The organism is Mesorhizobium japonicum MAFF 303099 (assembly GCF_000009625.1).
GTDB lineage: Bacteria > Pseudomonadota > Alphaproteobacteria > Rhizobiales > Rhizobiaceae > Mesorhizobium > Mesorhizobium japonicum.
Map to the genome: position 1 here is coordinate 3,705,121 of NC_002678.2, position 17,715 is coordinate 3,722,835.

At 54.5% G+C, this 17,715-nt stretch carries 19 protein-coding genes; 13 read left to right on the forward strand and 6 right to left on the reverse strand.

Annotated features, from left to right (window positions below; translation table 11 throughout):
* Positions 1-8: 8 nt before the first annotated feature.
* From MAFF_RS36660 to MAFF_RS19230, 5 genes are all read left to right on the forward strand, one after another.
* Positions 9-1,778: a recombinase family protein gene (locus MAFF_RS36660; protein ID WP_280113152.1), complete on the forward strand. Its 1,770-nt coding sequence runs from the start codon at positions 9-11 to the stop codon at positions 1,776-1,778.
* 190 nt (positions 1,779-1,968) lie between these two features.
* Positions 1,969-2,289 carry a hypothetical protein gene (locus tag MAFF_RS19215; protein ID WP_010912614.1) on the forward strand — a complete coding sequence of 107 codons (321 nt, stop codon included), beginning with the start codon at positions 1,969-1,971 and terminating at the stop codon, positions 2,287-2,289.
* 102 nt (positions 2,290-2,391) lie between these two features.
* Complete coding sequence (locus MAFF_RS36665) at positions 2,392-2,844, forward strand: hypothetical protein (protein WP_157866016.1); 453 nt, start codon at positions 2,392-2,394, stop codon at positions 2,842-2,844.
* A 38-nt stretch (positions 2,845-2,882) separates the two neighbouring features.
* Positions 2,883-3,461, forward strand: coding sequence for a hypothetical protein (locus tag MAFF_RS19225; RefSeq protein ID WP_010912616.1), 579 nt, complete (start codon positions 2,883-2,885; stop codon positions 3,459-3,461).
* 57 nt (positions 3,462-3,518) lie between these two features.
* Positions 3,519-4,055, forward strand: a complete 537-nt coding sequence (locus MAFF_RS19230; protein ID WP_044548578.1) for a hypothetical protein — start codon at positions 3,519-3,521, stop codon at positions 4,053-4,055.
* A 21-nt stretch (positions 4,056-4,076) separates the two neighbouring features.
* Here the strand turns inward: MAFF_RS19230 and MAFF_RS19235 are convergent, their stop codons facing one another.
* Genes MAFF_RS19235 through MAFF_RS19245 form a run of 3 tightly spaced genes read right to left on the reverse strand, consistent with a single transcriptional unit; the run spans position 4,077 to position 6,013 of the window.
* Positions 4,077-4,676 (reverse strand): hypothetical protein, encoded by a 600-nt coding sequence (locus tag MAFF_RS19235; protein WP_010912618.1) that lies wholly within the window; start codon positions 4,674-4,676, stop codon positions 4,077-4,079.
* Positions 4,676-5,779: a J domain-containing protein gene (locus tag MAFF_RS19240; protein WP_044548580.1), complete on the reverse strand. Its 1,104-nt coding sequence runs from the start codon at positions 5,777-5,779 to the stop codon at positions 4,676-4,678. The genes MAFF_RS19235 and MAFF_RS19240 overlap by 1 nt, the downstream gene beginning before the upstream one ends.
* Positions 5,780-6,013 carry a hypothetical protein gene (locus MAFF_RS19245; RefSeq protein ID WP_010912620.1) on the reverse strand — a complete coding sequence of 78 codons (234 nt, stop codon included), beginning with the start codon at positions 6,011-6,013 and terminating at the stop codon, positions 5,780-5,782.
* Between the two features lie 361 nt (positions 6,014-6,374).
* Here MAFF_RS19245 and MAFF_RS19250 point away from each other — a divergent pair, with 361 nt between their 5' ends.
* A complete protein-coding gene (locus MAFF_RS19250) occupies positions 6,375-7,034 on the forward strand; it encodes a hypothetical protein (RefSeq protein ID WP_044548582.1) in 660 nt (219 codons plus the stop codon).
* A gap of 104 nt (positions 7,035-7,138) precedes the next feature.
* Here the strand turns inward: MAFF_RS19250 and MAFF_RS19255 are convergent, their stop codons facing one another.
* Together MAFF_RS19255 and MAFF_RS19265 are read right to left on the reverse strand one after the other, a co-directional pair.
* A complete protein-coding gene (locus MAFF_RS19255; protein WP_044548584.1) occupies positions 7,139-7,417 on the reverse strand; it encodes a hypothetical protein in 279 nt (92 codons plus the stop codon).
* Between the two features lie 948 nt (positions 7,418-8,365).
* Positions 8,366-10,096, reverse strand: coding sequence for an acyltransferase family protein (locus MAFF_RS19265; protein WP_010912621.1), 1,731 nt, complete (start codon positions 10,094-10,096; stop codon positions 8,366-8,368).
* 204 nt (positions 10,097-10,300) lie between these two features.
* Here MAFF_RS19265 and MAFF_RS19270 point away from each other — a divergent pair, with 204 nt between their 5' ends.
* From MAFF_RS19270 to MAFF_RS19280, 3 genes are all read left to right on the forward strand, one after another.
* Positions 10,301-11,443 carry an SDH family Clp fold serine proteinase gene (locus MAFF_RS19270; protein ID WP_010912622.1) on the forward strand — a complete coding sequence of 381 codons (1,143 nt, stop codon included), beginning with the start codon at positions 10,301-10,303 and terminating at the stop codon, positions 11,441-11,443.
* Positions 11,444-11,527: 84 nt separating this feature from the next.
* Positions 11,528-14,320: a DNA polymerase gene (locus MAFF_RS19275; RefSeq protein ID WP_010912623.1), complete on the forward strand. Its 2,793-nt coding sequence runs from the start codon at positions 11,528-11,530 to the stop codon at positions 14,318-14,320.
* 388 nt (positions 14,321-14,708) lie between these two features.
* Positions 14,709-15,080, forward strand: a complete 372-nt coding sequence (locus MAFF_RS19280) for a hypothetical protein (protein WP_010912624.1) — start codon at positions 14,709-14,711, stop codon at positions 15,078-15,080.
* A gap of 54 nt (positions 15,081-15,134) precedes the next feature.
* Here the strand turns inward: MAFF_RS19280 and MAFF_RS19285 are convergent, their stop codons facing one another.
* Positions 15,135-15,398 (reverse strand): helix-turn-helix domain-containing protein, encoded by a 264-nt coding sequence (locus MAFF_RS19285; RefSeq protein ID WP_044548593.1) that lies wholly within the window; start codon positions 15,396-15,398, stop codon positions 15,135-15,137.
* 114 nt (positions 15,399-15,512) lie between these two features.
* Here MAFF_RS19285 and MAFF_RS19290 point away from each other — a divergent pair, with 114 nt between their 5' ends.
* The 4 genes from MAFF_RS19290 to MAFF_RS36870 all read left to right on the forward strand — a co-directional run bounded on the left by MAFF_RS19290 (position 15,513) and on the right by MAFF_RS36870 (position 17,698).
* Complete coding sequence (locus MAFF_RS19290) at positions 15,513-15,839, forward strand: hypothetical protein (protein ID WP_010912625.1); 327 nt, start codon at positions 15,513-15,515, stop codon at positions 15,837-15,839.
* 49 nt (positions 15,840-15,888) lie between these two features.
* Entirely contained in the window at positions 15,889-16,407 is a 519-nt protein-coding gene (locus MAFF_RS19295) for a hypothetical protein (RefSeq protein ID WP_044548595.1), read from the forward strand.
* Between the two features lie 124 nt (positions 16,408-16,531).
* The gene (locus MAFF_RS36865) at positions 16,532-17,068 is read left to right on the forward strand and encodes a hypothetical protein (RefSeq protein ID WP_052292089.1); all 537 of its coding nucleotides are present in this window, start codon (positions 16,532-16,534) and stop codon (positions 17,066-17,068) included.
* A 333-nt stretch (positions 17,069-17,401) separates the two neighbouring features.
* Complete coding sequence (locus MAFF_RS36870) at positions 17,402-17,698, forward strand: hypothetical protein (protein WP_052292090.1); 297 nt, start codon at positions 17,402-17,404, stop codon at positions 17,696-17,698.
* Positions 17,699-17,715: the final 17 nt, after the last annotated feature.

Genomic DNA, 17,715 nt, shown 5'->3' on the forward strand with positions numbered 1-17,715 from the left:
AGGTTTCCCTGACAAAGCCGCTCGCCTATTCCTACGTCCGAATGTCGACCGATATCCAGCTGAAAGGCGACAGTTTGCGAAGGCAAACGGAGCGGTCAAAGCAGTATGCCGACGATCACGATCTTCAGCTAGTCGAGGACTTCAGGCTCGAGGACATAGGGGTCTCTGCGTTCAAGGGCGACAACCTCTCAACCGGCGAGCTTGGCAAGTTTCTCGAAGCGGTGAAGGCCGGACGAATTCCGAAGGGCTCGTACCTATTGGTTGAGTCGTTCGACCGCCTTTCACGTCAAAAGCTTAGTGCCGCAGTCCCTCTGTTTTTTGACATTACGTCGAACGGGATCAACCTAGTCACGCTATCAGACAATCAGCTCTATAAGGCTGGAGAAGCCGAATTCGCGCAGTTGATCATCTCGATTGCCATGATGGCACGTGCGAACGAAGAGTCAGAAATCAAAAGCCAGCGGTTGTCTGCAGCATGGGACGCTAAGCGAAGGGCTATCGACGACAAAAAACTTACTGGACTGTGCCCAGCTTGGCTGGAGCTATCTGACGACCGGAAAAACTTTGGTGTGTTGGAGGATCGTGCACAGATCGTCAGACGGATATTCGAGGATAGCGCGAGCGGGCAAGGGTCATTCGTCATCACGCGCCGACTGAACGACCTAGGCACACACGCTTTTGGCAGGTCGAACGGTTGGGTGCAGTCCTATGTCACCAAGATTCTTCAGACCCGTGCGGTTCTCGGCGAGTTTCAGCCTCACACCAAACAGAATGGAAAGCGAATTCCATTTGGGGATCCAATTCCCGGCTACTACCCGAAAATCGTCGATGAAGAACTGTTTCTACGAGCGCAATTCGCCAGAGGTAAACGCCGGATAGAGGGCGGAGGGCGTAAGGGGGAAGCGCTGCGCAACCTATTCACCCACCTGGCTAAGTGTGGGTACTGCGGCTCCCCTATGCATTTTCTCAACAAGGGATTTGGGCCGGGCGGCGGAACATATCTGAAGTGCAGTCAGGCACTACGTGGACTGGATTGCGTATCGACCCCATGGCGCTACCAAGATTTTGAAAGATCGTTCTTTCTGTACGTCAAGGAGATCGATCTAGGTGAAATGCTTGCGGCATCGGCCACGAAATCGGATGCGATCGCCTTGGACGATCGACTGACTTCGCTGAAGGAGAAGCGTAATCAGTTAGAGGTTCAACGGGAGCGATCCTACGCTCTTATAAATCAGGCGATTTCAATCGATTTCGTGTCGGCGAAACTGAAGGAATGCGAAAGCGATCTAGCTGGAGTTGACGTGCAGATCTCCGAAGTCGAGCTACAGCTGTCTGCAATCCGCGAACAGCAGTCGATTTCGCCTGACGAACTGCACCGTTTGATTGACCAGCTTCAGGTGACGGAAGGTCCCGACGCGTTCGCGCAAAGGACAATGCTTGCCGGCCGCTTGCGCGAAATCGTCAGCGACCTGCGATTAGATGTTGAAGGCTCCAAACCCCGGTTGAAGAAGGCGGAAGCGCTCTTCGATCAGGCAGGGACCGATCCGACAGAGCGCCAGCGCATTCTCGAAGTGATTGAACGAACCAACCTTGAGGCAAAGCGATATAACCGCAGTTTCTCGGTCGTTCTTGCCGACGGCGTTTCCCGTAGAATCGTGCTGAATAATGAAGACCCAACGGACTTCGTCGCTGAGGTCACCGTGGATGCCGCAGGCAACCCGGCTGTCAGCGAAGGTGGCACTGATCTGCAAACGCTATTCGAGCTGCCATCCGAGTAATAGGCGTCGGACCGCTGCATCGTGGGTGGAAACCTGGCTTAGGCTATGAATGATAAGGAGGTTGGGCGAGGGCCTTTTCGCCGATCTCTGCCAGGATGTTCAGCGGATACCGCGTTGAACGTGCCATTCGGGCCGCGCGGCCGCAACAGAAGCAAGCGAACACCAATTGAAAGTTAGTACACGCTCATGAATGAACATTCGCGCGACGCTGCTACTTTCCGTGCAGCGCGCTCTTCTCGGTGCCGTCCCGCACAACCTTCGGGCCGTTACCTGCGGCTGGGAAGGAACGGAGATCAGGCTTCGCTTTGTGTTTGACGGTGAGATCGCCGACGAGGCCTATGAAGATGCCTGGATTGTTGGAGCCGAAGTGGTTGCCGACTTCCCGGGACCTTGGACCGTCAGCGAGGATATCGTTCGCCGGGACTACCCCGACGACATAGGTCCAGGCGCGCTTGCGCTGTGGGCATACCGCCGCAAGGAGGGCGTTGCCGAGACAGGGAATTCTAACTGACACGGCCGGGTGCTTAATTCGCTTGCATCTGCCTCAGTTTGGTCGTCGTCATCGACAACAAGTCGCTTGGGTAGCATCGATCAAGAATACATGGGGGGAATAGTGAAAACTGGAGTCTGGAGGCCGCTGGCGGCCTTTTTCGTATGCGCGGCATTGTCACAGCCGGCCTACGCGCAATCCGTGGGCGCGGTGAATGCCCACATCGATAGTCTCCTGAAAGTAGACCACGGGGGTTTTCTCACCGCGTTCAAATTCCTGCAGCTCAACATCGCCGATGGGACAAAAATAGGCCAGGAGTTCGACGAATATCCCATCAGCATCACCGTTGACGGCAAGGAACGCATTTTCGCCACGTACGAGGATCTTCTTGCGGTCTACGACCAGATCATCACCCCGGCGGTGATCAAGGTCGTGGAGCAGCAGAAATACAAGGATCTGAAGGTCAGCAGCAAGGGCATCATGTTCGGCAGCGGACAGCTGTGGGTGACCGCGTTCTGCGTGGACGGAGAGAATTGTACGGGGATCTCTTGGGACATCAGCGTCGTCAACCACTGACGCGTTCGGATCGCGCGGTGAGATGTCGATGATGCCAAATGGTTGAAACAAGTGGCCTCTGGGTCATGTCGGCATATCTGGTTGCCGGCTTGCTCGGTGCGTTCGTGCTTTATCTGGCATCGTTGTTCCTTCGCAGAAAGTCTCCATCCACCCCTGTTGTGGGTCAACCGTCTGGTCAAGCAGCCTTTACGGCCGTGTCCCGCGACTCCTCGCGACTGACGAAGGTCAAGCTCGTGCCAAGCTACGGCTACCAACCTCTGGCAACGCTGGATCATGATGTCGTGGAGGGGATTGAGCCGGACAGGCTGGTTTTGACGGCGAGGCTGAACGACGGCCTTGACGCGTGGCGCGACAATTATGGTGAAATCGCACCCGAGGACCTGAACCTGTCGGCGGATCTTTGCCGGGCTCTCAACGACTGGAACTGGGACTATCAAACCTTTTTCAACGAAATCGATCCCACCGACCCCCACTGCACGCCAGAACACGAAGCCGCACATGAGGCCGAGGGCCGCGATCTGGCGCTACGCGTTCAACGTGAACGACCTGACTTGACCGTTTTCGTGGCGGAGCCCGGTGGCGATCTGGTCGAAATACGCGCACTCGGTCGGGGCTAACCGATGCGCGAGAAATCACCGGCTCTTACGTCTCATACCTTCAGGAGGAAATCCTATATGACCAGACCGTTCCACCGTCTCAGAGTCGTTGCGCTGGCCGCCGTTGTCGGCGGAAGCTTGGTGCAACTTGGCCCAGAGTCTGGCAAGGCCACCGCCGCGACACCAGCTGCCACGCCCTACGGCTATGATGTGAAAATCAGTTTCAGCCCGGAGGCCGTCGAGAGAATGAAGAGCCTGCATCGACAGGTCGCCCTTGCCAATACGTTTTACGGCGATGCGAGCCCGGAAGCGATCGCACGCCTCAAACTCAAGCCTTTCGCTCAGTTGGACATAGGTGTGGAAACCATTCCTGTCGGTATCGTCGACCAAACGGTCCATGTAACGGGCGCCCCGGTAACCACGAAGAAGCTGGCAGATACTGTCGACCAGAAACCGAGCGTTCTGGTCCAGATCTTTTCCGGATCAAATACGCCCGGGGCCAACGACAATCAGCTGCATTGCGATCTGTTTCAGGATCAGATCACCCTTGCCCAGAGCCAGGCTGTCGATCTTCATTGTGAAGCTGTACCTGCGGATCTCGTCGGCAAAGAATAGCCGTGAGCGGTGCCCGCGGCGCTACTCCTGTTGAAGGGCTCTGGCCCGCGAGAGCAACTCCAGCAGGGTTGGTCTCCAACGAACCGAGGAGTACGCTGACGAGGGGTGTTTCATTCGTGCAGCGATTGCTGGCCCTATTTTCTGGAATGGCACGCTCGCTGGGTCGCCATTGAAACCACAAGGCATTCCCTTCAAAACCCACCACCAGAGCTCATATCCGCAAACAAGAATGGCGCGAGGGCGCAGCTGTTCAAGCAATATCTCGAACGGCACCCGACCAAGTGCGAATTTGTCTCCCGGGCGAATGCGCGACTGCGTTCCCACATAGAGCGGAACATAGTTGTAGAACGCGATCGAGTGCCAAATCGCGGCGACGTCGTCACGTGACATCTGCCATTTCGGCTTTCCGCTGATGACCTGCGTGATCCCGGTAAAAAACCGATGAGATTCCTCAATCGCGTACCGGCGTACGACGTAGCTTGTCACGTCCGGCTCACAGCGGCCCACCAGCTCCGGCTTTGCAGGATCACAGTAATGAGATTCACCCATCACCAGCAGACGGATTCCTTGAAGAGCGTTGTCTTGGTGACCCCAATCATCTCCAACCCATGGCTTGAACATCAGAAGCCCTTCTGCGTCCGGGCGGCCTGATAAGCAGCGTTGAGACGCTTCGTTTCGTGCTCAGCGAGTTCTTGGAGTTTCGTCCCCAACCCGGAGACTCGGTCGGGGTGGTAGTTTTTCACAGCAGCTCGATACGCGCTCTTGATTTCATCTGGCGAAGCCGTCGGGACGACATTCAACACCACATGCCAGTCGCTGCTCTCATCCGCAGCGCTTCCGTTTTCCTCAGCATGGGCCCCTTCCTCAGCGGCATAGGCCTCGCCGAATCCCTCAACGAACAGATTTTCGAAGTCGGGTTCAATCCATTTGCGGGACAGTTCGGCCCACCGAGCAAGCGCCGCTCCATCAAGCCGCTCAGAGACGGTCTGTCGATGAATCTTGAAGCGCAGGGGAAAGGCAATCGTGGCGAGTAGTATCGAGACCAGGAACGGGCTTACCAGGATACCGGGAAAAGGCTGCCAGGCAATCAGCCCCTGCAACGCCCAGAACTTGTCAGGCCAAACAAGGACTATCACGTAGGAAAGAACAACGGCGATCAGAAAAATATGGACCGTCTCGGCAAACGCGGCCCCCGCATCTTGCCAAGTCTTCCATTCATCAAACGCAACCTGCCAGAGGAAAAATGGGAATTGCTCACTTACCTGGCGCCTTAAGGAGACGATCGAATCAGTCGCTGAAATTACCCGCTCTTCATTCGACTCGATTTTGCCGTTGAGCTCCCGCCCCAGTTTCGACCGTGTGTCAAACCGCTTTTCACCGCTTCCTTTTGTTAGATAGAGGCCGTTCGTCGAGCCAACCGCATAGCTATTTTGGATGTCGTCGATCAGGCGCGACCGTTCAATGATCAGACGTTTGATCTGTTTTGAGCTTTCGACGGAATCGTAATCCGCAGCGTTTGGAATTTCTGGATACGCAACGTTGTGCTTCCGGATGTATAGGTAGATTGCCAATGCAACGAACGGGAATGAATACAATATTACGGTTATCGTTGCGGCTATCATCACGAACAAAGCGTGCATTATGATGCCAAAAGCCGAGAAAATCGCCACTAAAACAAAGGTGACAGCTCCACCTCCGTCGGCCTTCCTTCTTCTCCTAGCCATCTATCGGCCAGCAAGCAGAATAATGATGTAACCAGCGGCGAACAAGTAGAACGCGGCGCTGAATATATAGGTCATCACCGGGCTTCGGGCATGCCGCGTCGCGCGGACTATCGACCCGTGATTGCCGGAAGGGAACATGTAGATGAACCATTGAAAAAAGAGGCCGGGGGCCAGAAGCCATTTCCAACGGCGGTCAAACTTCAGATCGGGAATGTTTTCCCGTTGCCAGCCCATCCAACCCCCCAAAGCACGCCCCGCTCAGCATGATCACTTTTCGATTCCGAGTGTCAACAGAAACAGTCCGTAGCGTGCAGCATCGAGAGAACAATGCTGACAAATATCTAGTGGCCCAGCTGCCGTGAAAAGGCTCATGCGGCACAGCAGAACTTTCCAGCTAACCCGCCTACCTCTCCATAAATAGAACAGTACCTAAGAACCAACATCCCCACAGAACCTGCCTTTCCCCCTTATCTCAGTTCCAAAAATCGGTGTTTGAGCCGTGCCGACGGCTATCCTCGCACGATTTCAAACACCTACGCGCAATCGCCCTATCGGATTCGATGGGTTTATACCCCTATGGAAAAGACCAACTCACATGCTGCAAAGCCACCCACACACCTCTTCACCCTCCATCTCATCTCAATATGCATCCTGGTTCGATGACAGGATCGAGCAGTTCATCGAAGCTCACAAAGGCAGATTCGAACCACCCTCATTTTTCAAACAACGAAACGGGTTTTTCATCACGATCTCATTCAATCACAGCAGTCGCAAACAGCGGCTAGAAAGTTCCGCCCTGATCGACGGCCCAGTTGCAAAAACGGAGATGGATACGTTCACCGACCTGTACAACGTGATCTGCCGTCAACTGATCGGAAGGAACTACCATCGACCTTCATTCCACGACCTAAAACCTCTCGCGATCGGTTGTCTGGACGTGAATGGATCGAGATACTGGAGATCGATGGGAGAGCTGGAGAACGCTCATATCCACTCGATCTGGATTTTCACCGATCAAACTAGAGATGGATTTCAAAAGTCATTAGCCGACGAAACACGACTCTTATCCATCAAGGAACGGTTCTCGATTCGAGAATTAGATATCAAGCAGATCGATCATGACCATCGAAATTCGACGGGTGACAGTCGTGCATCGTCGTACATGGCAAAATTCATGGTGCACAATAATCACGAATTGAAAGTCGCTGACGACTTCAGGGTGCTGCCGATTCAGTACATCGGACCCGGGCATTGAGATCATTCGTTTGGGTACAAGGCAGGGTTATGAAACGCCCTAGGGGTGCCAGATAGGGAAATGGCAGGCGGCAACTCAAACAGTCGCCGCCCGTTGTCAGGTTGTTAGGCCGCAGTCTTCCATGCTGCGATCAGAGATTTTTCATCTACAAGGAGGCTTGTCCATGCCGCGCTCTTGGCTTCTATCACCAATAGAAGGTCCTCTTGACCGAGAATGGTTTTCACCCGATCACGGAGCTGCGCAGCCGTACCCGGATAGTCAACCCACCATGCTGTTTCGAGGATTCGGCCCCGGTTTGCCACCGTCGCCTTCAGGAAGTCGTCCATCTCCTTATGAGACGGGCGAGGTCCATTGAGATCGTAGGTAATAACGAAATTTGCCATTTCAAAAGTTCCTTGTCTGGAACCTTCGACCGGGTTGACAGCGAATCGATGGGGGGGCATTTTGCCCCTGTGTTGCCGATCTGCCGCAACCCGATCAAAGGTCTTGCGGTTTTCGACACGGAGCCGGGGTTGCCGCCCCGGCTTTGTCGTATCGAGAATCAGCAGGTGCTGACCCAACGGAAACTAAAGGCGACTCGTTTTCAGCCGTCAATGGCAAGATGTCAGGAACGGGCAGGATGGAGCCATATCCTCACTCATATCCGTTGATAGCGGGGAAACCGTCCGAAAGAAAACAGCTGTTCGCTATTGGTGCGACGATCCATTTACATGTGGCAAGCAGGTACCTTCATCGTCGTACATGGCGAAAGTCATGGTGCACAATAATCACCAATTGAAAGTCGCTGATGACTTCAGGGTGCTGCCGTTTCAGGTCGAAAAATCGCTGAACTGAGACAGGGTGCAGGCATGGTGCTGAGAGCCTGACGGCAGAATAACTACGGGTTGGATCCGGCGAGACCGCAAAACGCGGAACTTCCAATCATCCTGGTGCCACCCTGCTCGGATTTCTGGCGTCCAAGGAGTTCGCAGTCAACCCGGCGTGTGTGTCCCAGTGTGGTCTATTTCCCGTCTGATCGGCGCAACAGCCTCTGTTTGGGCAGGGCAGGTTCTATCGGTGGTCACCGGCACTGTCTTGAGTCCACACGAGCCGGCTCTCGTCGCCTGTGAGGACGCCTTTGATGTCGATTGCTTCTTGGATCCTTGCAACCATTTCTTCGGCGCTGAAGCGCCTCAGCTGATCTGGCGAAAGTCCTCTGGCGGCAGGGAGGCCATAGTGGCTTGTGACTTTGCCGATCTGTTCGTCGTTCCTACCGGCGCCGACGTTGCTTAAATGCAGTGCAGATGCCTGCGAGCCCCTCCACGGTAGTTCAACCCAGCGGTGTCGTGTTTTTATGTAGGTGCTGCCCACGCGCCGGCCCATCCAGAACAACCAGATATCATCGCCTTGGGGACAGAGGTTGGTGAACTTGTCCTCATCCACTGTTTCTGGCGAGAGCGATTTGGGGCCATAGAGCACTCCACCCACACCGGTGGGAAAAAGCATTCCCACGGTTTCGGTGACATCAAATGACCATTTGCTGTAAGGCTCAATTCGCCCCGCATCATCGAATGCAACCGAGTGGCCTCGATGACAAACGACGGTTTTTTCACCCGCTCGATCGACAAGCTGTTCCAGCCACCGCCGCGAGTAATAGACATCATCGTCTCAGTGACGATGTACGCTGATGGAAAGGCAAGCAGCGTCGGAATGATCTTCTTGTAGGAGCGAATGTCCTTACAAAAACGGATCTCAAGCCCGTGGCATTTAAGGTCCGTGACCGAGGCAGGCAACTGTGCCGCATCCTCTGCAGTGAGCCACAGAATTACTCGGTTCGGGGCAATCGTCTGCGATAGAAGGCAGCGCAACGTCAAATGAAGGGTTGGGAACCGTTTAGGATAAGACGTTAAGGAGACAATCAACTCCCCAGGCAAGCCATGCGGCCGGCCCTTTCCTCTAAGCGGCCACCTCAAGGCAATTAGGACTTGCGCAGCATATGGTTTCGCAAACCCAATGAGCTGGTCTTGATACTTTGCAACCCTCCAACCAACTCCGTTGCGAAACCAAGCAATCGCATGACCTGGCGCACCGGCGCCTGTCCCCAAGAACCACGGCGAGAGCAATGTGGATCTCCTCAACAAAAGGTAGATCGCAAATGGCCCGGAGACTGCGAAAGCCATGATAACAGCTTCATTGGAGACCCCGAAATCACGAAGGGAAAACTGGAAGAATTGATGCAAAAACATGATCACCAACGATGCCTCTCCCAGCTTCGCCACCGGCACGGCCAATTTCTCAACCGCCGCTGCTTTCCGTACCAACATTAGAAGAGCCAGTGACAACGCTAGCGCGATCAGAAGTCCGAGCACGGGCGGACCAAAAATTGAATATTTCATGTTAAACTGGATTTCGGCACCGCTAGCTGCTTCCGCGACCGCGAGGGCGCAAACAGCCGCAACGAAACTCCACAGAGTTCCCGGGCGAAATTGGTACGTCCTAAGCAGGTGTCCAAACCAGTAGCAGCACAACGCGATTGGCACTGCGGCGACCGCCCAAGGTGAACTGTTCATTTGCCACTCGAACTGGATCGCATAGCCTAGAAGCACGAAGAAAGCGACAAACCCTAGCATTCGGGGGCTACCAGGACTTTTCGTCCAATTCGCAATCTCGTTGTAAATGAGCTGGGTGAAGAAGAGGCAGGTCACAAACCAGAACACGCCAAAATCACGCCAAAGGCGCATACCGCCCAAGAGGTCGTTGACAGCCATCTCACCAAGCTCCCAACGAGCTGGGAAATCGCGGAGCAGAGTCCGCCTCGATATAACCGCCAGCGTCAAAACCAACAAAAACGCCACGTATGGCACAGCTAGGCTGGCGACTTTCTTCCAGAACAGCTGGGCACGCTCAGCAGGTTTATAAACGTAGCCGGAGATGACGAAGAACAGCGGCATATGAAAAAGGAAAACCGCGTTTGCGAAAAAAGGATCCCATGGATCAGTACCCGCGCCGGCGATGTGCGCCGCTACCACAAGCAGAATGCCAACGCCTTTGGCAGCATCAAGCCAAGTCTCACGAGTCGCCATCAACCGCTCCAGCACAGTCCAAAAGTAAGGACTAAACAAGCTCAGTCTAAACTAGGTGCTTCGCAGCCGCAACATGCAATTGTGCACTGCAGCATCTATACGATAGAGGCGGCCGTAGGTTTTCAACCGAGCGGATGTGCGGCCGGTTGCTGCATGGGCTGATTCGACTGATCCCAGAAGCCTCGACCGGTCTTCAGCGCAGACATGCAAAACCTGATTTCAATTTTATTTTTCAAGGGTACTTGCGCTGCAATTTTGTCGCACCCATTTAGCCGCAACGCTGACAGGGAAACCTCTGCCGGCGCCCAACGGAGGGTCCATTTGCGCATGACAGGAACGATACCCGCAAAATCACAACTCGGTAAACTTGGCCTTAGGGCCGCAAAGGAACACTCCAGCGACCTATATGTATACGCTGGACGGATCGACGAAAGAGGGTACGAAGCGCTTCGCAACGAAGTGTTATTTGCCCGAAGATCAGAAAAAGCCATTCTAATTCTGATCACTACCGGCGGCTCTGGCTCCGCAGCTTTCAAAATGGCCAGGCTCTTCCAAACGTTCTACGACAGTTTCGATATCTTTGTTCCTGCACACTGCAAAAGTGCTGGGACAATTCTAGCTCTTGGCGCTAACCGGTTATGGATGTCTCCGTTTGCGGAACTTGGACCGATAGACGCTCAGGGCCTACAACGAGATGAACTCGGAGTATTGGATTCGAGCTTGTCCACGCGAACCTCCCTCGAAACCATCATGGAAACTTCGTTCCGCTTCTTCAACGACTCTGTCGTCAGTCTCGCCACGCTTAGTCAGGGCAGTATCAGCTTCAAGCTCGCAGCGGAGATATGCGGAGCAATGGCTACCAACATCATGTCACCGTTGGTTGCCAGAATAGATCCCGCTGTGCTCGGTCGCGAGAAGCGTGACGTGGAACAGGGGATTAAATATGGAAATCAGCTCGCGTCGATATCGGGCAATGCAGACGAAGATACCGTAGTCAGTTTGGCTCAGGACTATCCCTACCATGGTTTTGTGATCGACTTCGCGCACGCCAAAACGCTGTTTCGGCAGGTCCATCGGGCAGAAGGGACGCTACTCGCGTTGGGGAACGAACTCGGCGACGCCATACGCCACGCATCGGAGGGGGACATAGAAATCAAGACCCTCCACAAAACAAAGCTTTCCAACGCTAAAGAAGCGACAAGCCACGGGACACAAGATATTTCCGATGGCTTTCCGGAAATGGCCGACTATTGCGGCCCTCCAGGCGAAACTTACGCTGACTGGTTGGATGAAACCCGCCAAGCAAACGACGACCAGTCGCCGGCCGAGGATCTGAAAGCAGCCTAAACCCCAGATCGAGTGTGACCGAGCCTCGCCCTCCGGGCGAGGCCTTCGGTATGTACTTTTTCGATCAAAATCAGGGGGATCGACATGGAAGTTTACGCTGTAGCTGCTGCCCGTGCAGATGCAAGCGAGCGAGAGGCAACGCTCATACAGCCAGACAAATCTAAGTTGCCGGAAGCCCGCCGCAAGGGATTCGGCACAGCCAACGAGCAAACATATTTTACCACGATCGATCCGAACGATCCGCCCGTTACCGTTTCTATCCGACCTGAAAACATCCTCCCTACACCTAAGCGCAAGGGTGGCCAGAAGAAGCCGCCACCGACATTGCATCTGATCATTGGGTTCGATAGTGAGTATCAGTCGCGCGATCCCATAGGGCCAACCAAGGATGAGGCCCAGGATGCCAAGAACGAGATCCTCTCATATCAGTTCTGCACGAGGTTGGTCTCAAAGGATTCGCCGCAACCGTCACCGCAATGCAGCGGGATCATCATCCCGGCAGGTAACGATCAGCGGTGGACGCTACGCGACTTCGTTGCCGCAGCGATCGGCTCGCTTATAAAGGAATGTCCTGACGTAAAGGTCCCAACTGACATCTATCTGGTCGGGCACTTCACCCGTGCCGACCTGCCAATGTTCCATGAATTCCGCGGTGAGGCCAAACTGTCGTTGAACAACGTACGGAACACGTTCGTGTCGATCGAGAATTTTATCCCGATGACGATCGAGGATCGCGACGGAAACGAGATCGAAAGCTTCCGGATCAGGCTCAGGGATACGATCCTGCTGGCGCCAGCCAATGCAAAAAAACTGGCAGACATCGGCGAGATGCTAGGCATTGAGAAGATCGAACTTCACAAGGATCGAGCGGCAGAGCGCAAAATCAAGGAGGATATGAAGCAGTTTCGCGGAGAAAACTGGCCACTTTTCCGGGATTACGCCATCCGAGACGCTGAAATTTGTACCGAGTACGCAGAACGGGTCATCAGGCAATACGATACGCTTTTCGAGCAATTCAAAATGCCGCTGACCCTCACGTCATTCGGTTCGAAACTGGTAATTTCCGATTGGGAAAACCAGGGTTGGGATCCAAACGAAGTCTTGGGTAAAGAAGAGAGGCTTCAAACTCGGTTCAACAAAAAGAAGGGATTCTCCGTCAAAAAAACGATCACTCCCTATTTCGAGGACGTGCATTTCGAGTTGGACTTTGTCACTGAAACCTATCATGGCGGCCGGAACGAACAGTTCCTTTTCGGAATATGCGACGAGCACATATGGCGGGATCACGACCTGAGCTCGGCCTACACCACAGCAATGTCTCTGATCGGGAAGCCGGTTTGGGAACAGATGCATCGGGTGGAGGGTATTGACGAGATCGACATGCTCGATCTTGCGTTCGTGTCAGTCGATTTCGAATTTCCCGAAACAGTCCGCTTTCCCACCCTTCCCGTCCGTTCGCCTAATGGGATCATTTTCCCTCGAAAAGGGCGGTCCTATTGCGCTGCTCCAGAAGTTGTCCTCGCCAAGCAGCTCGGCGCGCAGTTTGGGGCGATTAAAAGGTCAATTCGGGTACCGGTCGAACGCAATACCGGTATCTTTAGCAAGTTCATCACCGACTGCATTGCCAAGCGGACCGCTTTCAAAAAGGGAACGTTCGAAAACCTTTTCTGGAAGGAAGTCGGTAACAGCACGTATGGCAAGACGGCTCAGGGTCTTCGGAAGAAACGAGTCTACGACCTTCGTGATGACGACATGGTTGAACTTCCAGAAAGTACTCTCACCCAGCCGCTCTTCGCATCGTTTATCACATCATACACACGTGCCGTGCTCGGTGAAATTCTCAATCGGTTCCCCAGCAACGTGCAGGTGTTCAGCGTCACCACCGACGGATTTCTTTCACACGCCAGCGATGCCGAAATTATCGAAGCGACGAGTGGTCCACTGTTCCAGTCATTCCGCACAGCAAGAAGCCGCCTGGTCCAAGATGACCTACCGTTGGAGGTCAAGCACACCATCAGACAACCACTTGGATGGCGCACAAGAGGCTCGGCAACGCTCAAACTTGGCGATGGGGACAAGGCGAACATCGTTATCCAGAAGGGCGGGATCAAATCCCAGTTCGACCTGACGGATCGGGAGGAAAACGCTCGCGTCGTTGAGCTCTTCTTCAACCGAACACCCGGCGAGACCCAGCAATACACGTCGGGCATCGGCCTGAAGGACACCATTCGCTACGGGTCCGACTTCGTCTACCGCTCGATCACCAAACGGCTATCGATGGAATTCGACTGGAAGCGACGTCCGGTCGCCCCTCAGGATCGAACAGTAGACTTCAATGGCAAAACGTACACACATCTGTCATTCCAATCCGAACCGTTGGACAGCCTCGAGGAATTCCTTGGGATAAGGGCGGCCTGGGAGAAATGGGATCGCCAGCCTTTCAGGCTGCTTAAATCCGTGCCGGATTTAAGCAGTTTTCTCAATTATTTGGAGACAAACAAGAAATCGAATCCATCATCACAAACCTATATGCGGAAGTCCGAAAATGCAGACCTTCTACGATTGAGAAGAGACATCACAAGGGCATTCCGTCATCTGCAGGCAGGGTTCGATGCAGTTCAGGCGAGGACAGGAAGGATCAGGCACAAGGCACTGTGTGAAATCCTTATAAGTGCAGGAATTCCCTGCACGGTAACCGACGTTGACAACGCACGGAACGACTTCATTCCCTACAAAACACCGTCGACAGACCGGGTGGTGTCGGCTCTCAACCAACTTCAGCAGGAGCATTTTCCAGAGCTGGACATCGACCTGTTCCTCGATCAGCAAAAGTTGGAAACGAATTACTCCACCATCTCACACCCTGCCAGTCCGTGAGGTGTCGAGTTCCAGGCTACGCAATTCCTTCCCATCTTTCACTGATGTCACCGTCCACCCTGCCAGACGGACCGTCAACGGTATTTTCTCCCGGTATCAAGGTGAATTTCGTGACAGATATAGGAATCTCAATTGAGTTTGAAAATACGTTGAATATTATAATGACATCCCTTCGGGATGAAGTTGGTTTTCCGTAATTGTTCTTCCTCCCACACCCATATGCAACTTTTACGGATTTGTTTATTTTTCATAAATTGAACTTCTGATCTACCTGTCCGGGCGGTTTTTAGCCATTCTTGACGGGCGGTGTCTGAATTCCTTCATCGCCGTTGACCTTCTCAGTCGTTCGACGGGATGCCGTCGTCGATCAACAAGGAAGGAGATTACAATGGCATTCGAAGGACTGAAGCTGGTCGCCACCGCGAAGCAGGACGCATCGGACCCTGCATCCAAGCGTCGGCAAAGGCTGGTCATGCAGATCGACCATCAGCTGTACATGGCCGAACCGGAGAACCTAGCGCGTAAGTTCCGTGGCCGCTGGTGGACGATCGGCATCGACGGCAAACCGACGCTGGCAATCAAGTACGGCAAAATCCCCCTGGAGCTTGCCAAGGGCAAACATGCGATTGCGTGCGCCGATATCGCCGGCGTCACCGATGCCCTTCAAAAGGCCCGAGTGGCAGCTGTCGACGGTACATTCGACAGCCAGTTGGCCAGTGTGTCCGAGCAGGTCAGGGCTCGATTCAAGAAGGGCCGCTGACCCCTGCATAGAAAACGATGCCCTATCCCGCTGGGAACGGCGGGATGGACCCCACTATGACTTCTTCTTTCGGCCCGCCCTCAAAGTCGCGGGCACCTCTTCGCTAGGCCCGGGTTCCCGGAACAGCTGGGCGATGTTGACGTCGAGAGCCTTCGCGACCTTCTCCAACGTTATGATGGTCGGATTGCGCGCCGCCCGCTCCAGATATCCGACGTATGCCCGCTCAACGCCTGCCGCGAGGGCCAAGTCATCCTGTGAGATGCCTCGTTCCACCCTCAACCGCCTCAGGTTCCAAGCTACCAATGACTGGACTTCCATTGTCCGGAAGCAATCATTTGCCCTTGCCCGAAACCACGTAATATAGGACCATGATTCGGACTTGGGCGATGGGTGCTTGTTGCCCCGCTTATTCAGAAGAATTAGGGGGACTATGTGGAAGAAGCAGCAGCGCCAATCAGCACGATCGACTGCCCGTATTGCGCCGAGCCGATCAATGCCAAGTCCAAGAAATGCAAGCACTGCGGTGAAATTCTTGACCCACAAATGCGTGAAATCGAGTTCCTAAAGAGCCAGAAGCATGCTCCTCAGGTGTTCATGAATGCCGGCGGCGGAGCCGCAGCGGCCGCGTCGGGAGCTGGGATGATCCTGAGACGCTTTCCTCACTGGTTCCATATCTTGCTGTCGATCATTACCAGTGGCCTTTGGCTGCCGGGGTACATCCTGATGTACCTGTTCCGGAACAAGCGGTACTACTACTGAGGGCTGGTCGGATGAGCATTTTCTCCACTGCCACTCGCCGCAGTAGGCTTTGTGCAAGCGTTTTGGCGGCGTTCTCGATTGCTGTTGCGATCCCGACCAACTGCTTGCCGATAGCAGCTTCCGTGGGTTCACCGTGTCGGACAGCCCTGATCAGGTTGAGAAGACCGCGAAGGGCCAAGGATTCAAGGTAGAATGGGGTGCACCACTACTAAGCTTCGACAGCGAAGCCAAGGAGGCCACGCTCTTAGACGGGGATAATGCCTGCGGATGGATCAGGTTCAACGGCGATAGAAAGATCAACTCGATGCTGTTTGCCGCGTGCTTTTTCGGAGCGGACGGGCTCGGACTGCGTCAAGTCACTCAGGAGTTCGTCAACAAGTTCGGCGGACAGGCCGAAATGGAAATCATCCCCGCCGGCGATATGTGCAAGGGCGCCCAGCCATTTGCCTTCAAGGGCAGAACCTCAGAAGGTGAACTCTTTCGGTTATGGGAGGATTGCGGCGCCTGGACGCCGCTAGGGGTCAGGGTAGAGATCAAACCAGGATCAGGTAAGGGATTGAAGTTCTAGGTAGCCCCTGTCGTGTGGTCCGACGTCTGAGGGACTTTCCGGACTGAAATTCATCAAGTTCACAACAATGATTCGACAGTCTCACCAGCCTGGCCCTAGACTGTGCTGGGGTTGTTCTTGGGCCATGTTTCGCGTCTTTTCCTACTACGTCCTGCTGTTTGTCGCACTGGCTTTGCTGGATACGCCAGCGGCTCGCGCTGGCTTGCAATTCGAGGCAGGCCTGACCGATGGTGGGCTTCACTACGTAGTTGTCTCAGGCGATTTCGCCTATCAGGACGATCTGTCGGCTTTTGAGAATCTGGTGCGATCCAGCGGCGCGACTGCCATTACATTTAGGTCGCCTGGAGGCAACATCCAGAAGGCGATGGAGTTGGGCCATCTGATCCGCAGATTGGGCATCAACACGGTGCAGTTCAGGGTCGCGGAGTGCGCGTCAGCTTGCTCGCTTGCGTTTCTCGGCGGGGTTGTGCGCTATGCAGAACCAGGTTCCATCGGTGTCCACAAGTCTTCGTTCCAGGGCGACGTTCCGCTGAGCACCGAGGAGGCGGTTTCCGCCGTCCAGCAAATTACCGCCGATATAATCACCTACATGATCGAAATGGGTGCGGACCCTGCCCTACTTCAGCTTTCGCTGCAGTACGACAGCAACGACATTCGCTAGCTGTCGACGAGCGAGATGGCGAAATATAAGGTTGTGACGTTCTCACCTAGTGCTGATCAGCCGGACGTGGCGAGCCAGGTGCCGCCAAATACGCAACCGCCCCCGTCAGCTCCGCCGGTACTTGCCTCCCAACCACCAACAACTGGTCCGTCGCTCTTCATTCCAGATGCCCGTTCAGGGCGGATCGGGCACCCCAGGGGCGCTGCACCCCTCAAGGCACTACCCGAGGCAAAGTCAGAGAATGTTGCCATAATACGGAACGGGGTTGCCGTTGCGATCCTAGGTAATACGGGCCGATGTTATAATGTCCAGGTCGGAAACAAGGTTGGCTATATGCATGACACTTGGATCCACGTCGACCAGTACGACAGTGGCCCCTTCGGTAAGCGCCATATCCAGGTGAAAAGCTTCGGCGACTACGCTGCGGCCGAGGCGTATGTGCGGTCCTCATCCATCCCGCTTTCAGCCTATCTCGCCACCAATGGTTGGTTCGCAATCACCCTCGATAGCACGTTCGACGAGCGTATGGCTAAAAACCTGGCCAATGAGATGAAGGCTAGGGGTGCGATCCCTGCGGATGCATACCCCACTTTCGGCAACAATTACGTCCGCAAAGTGAGCTGCCAATAGTTTCGGTGGAATGCGGG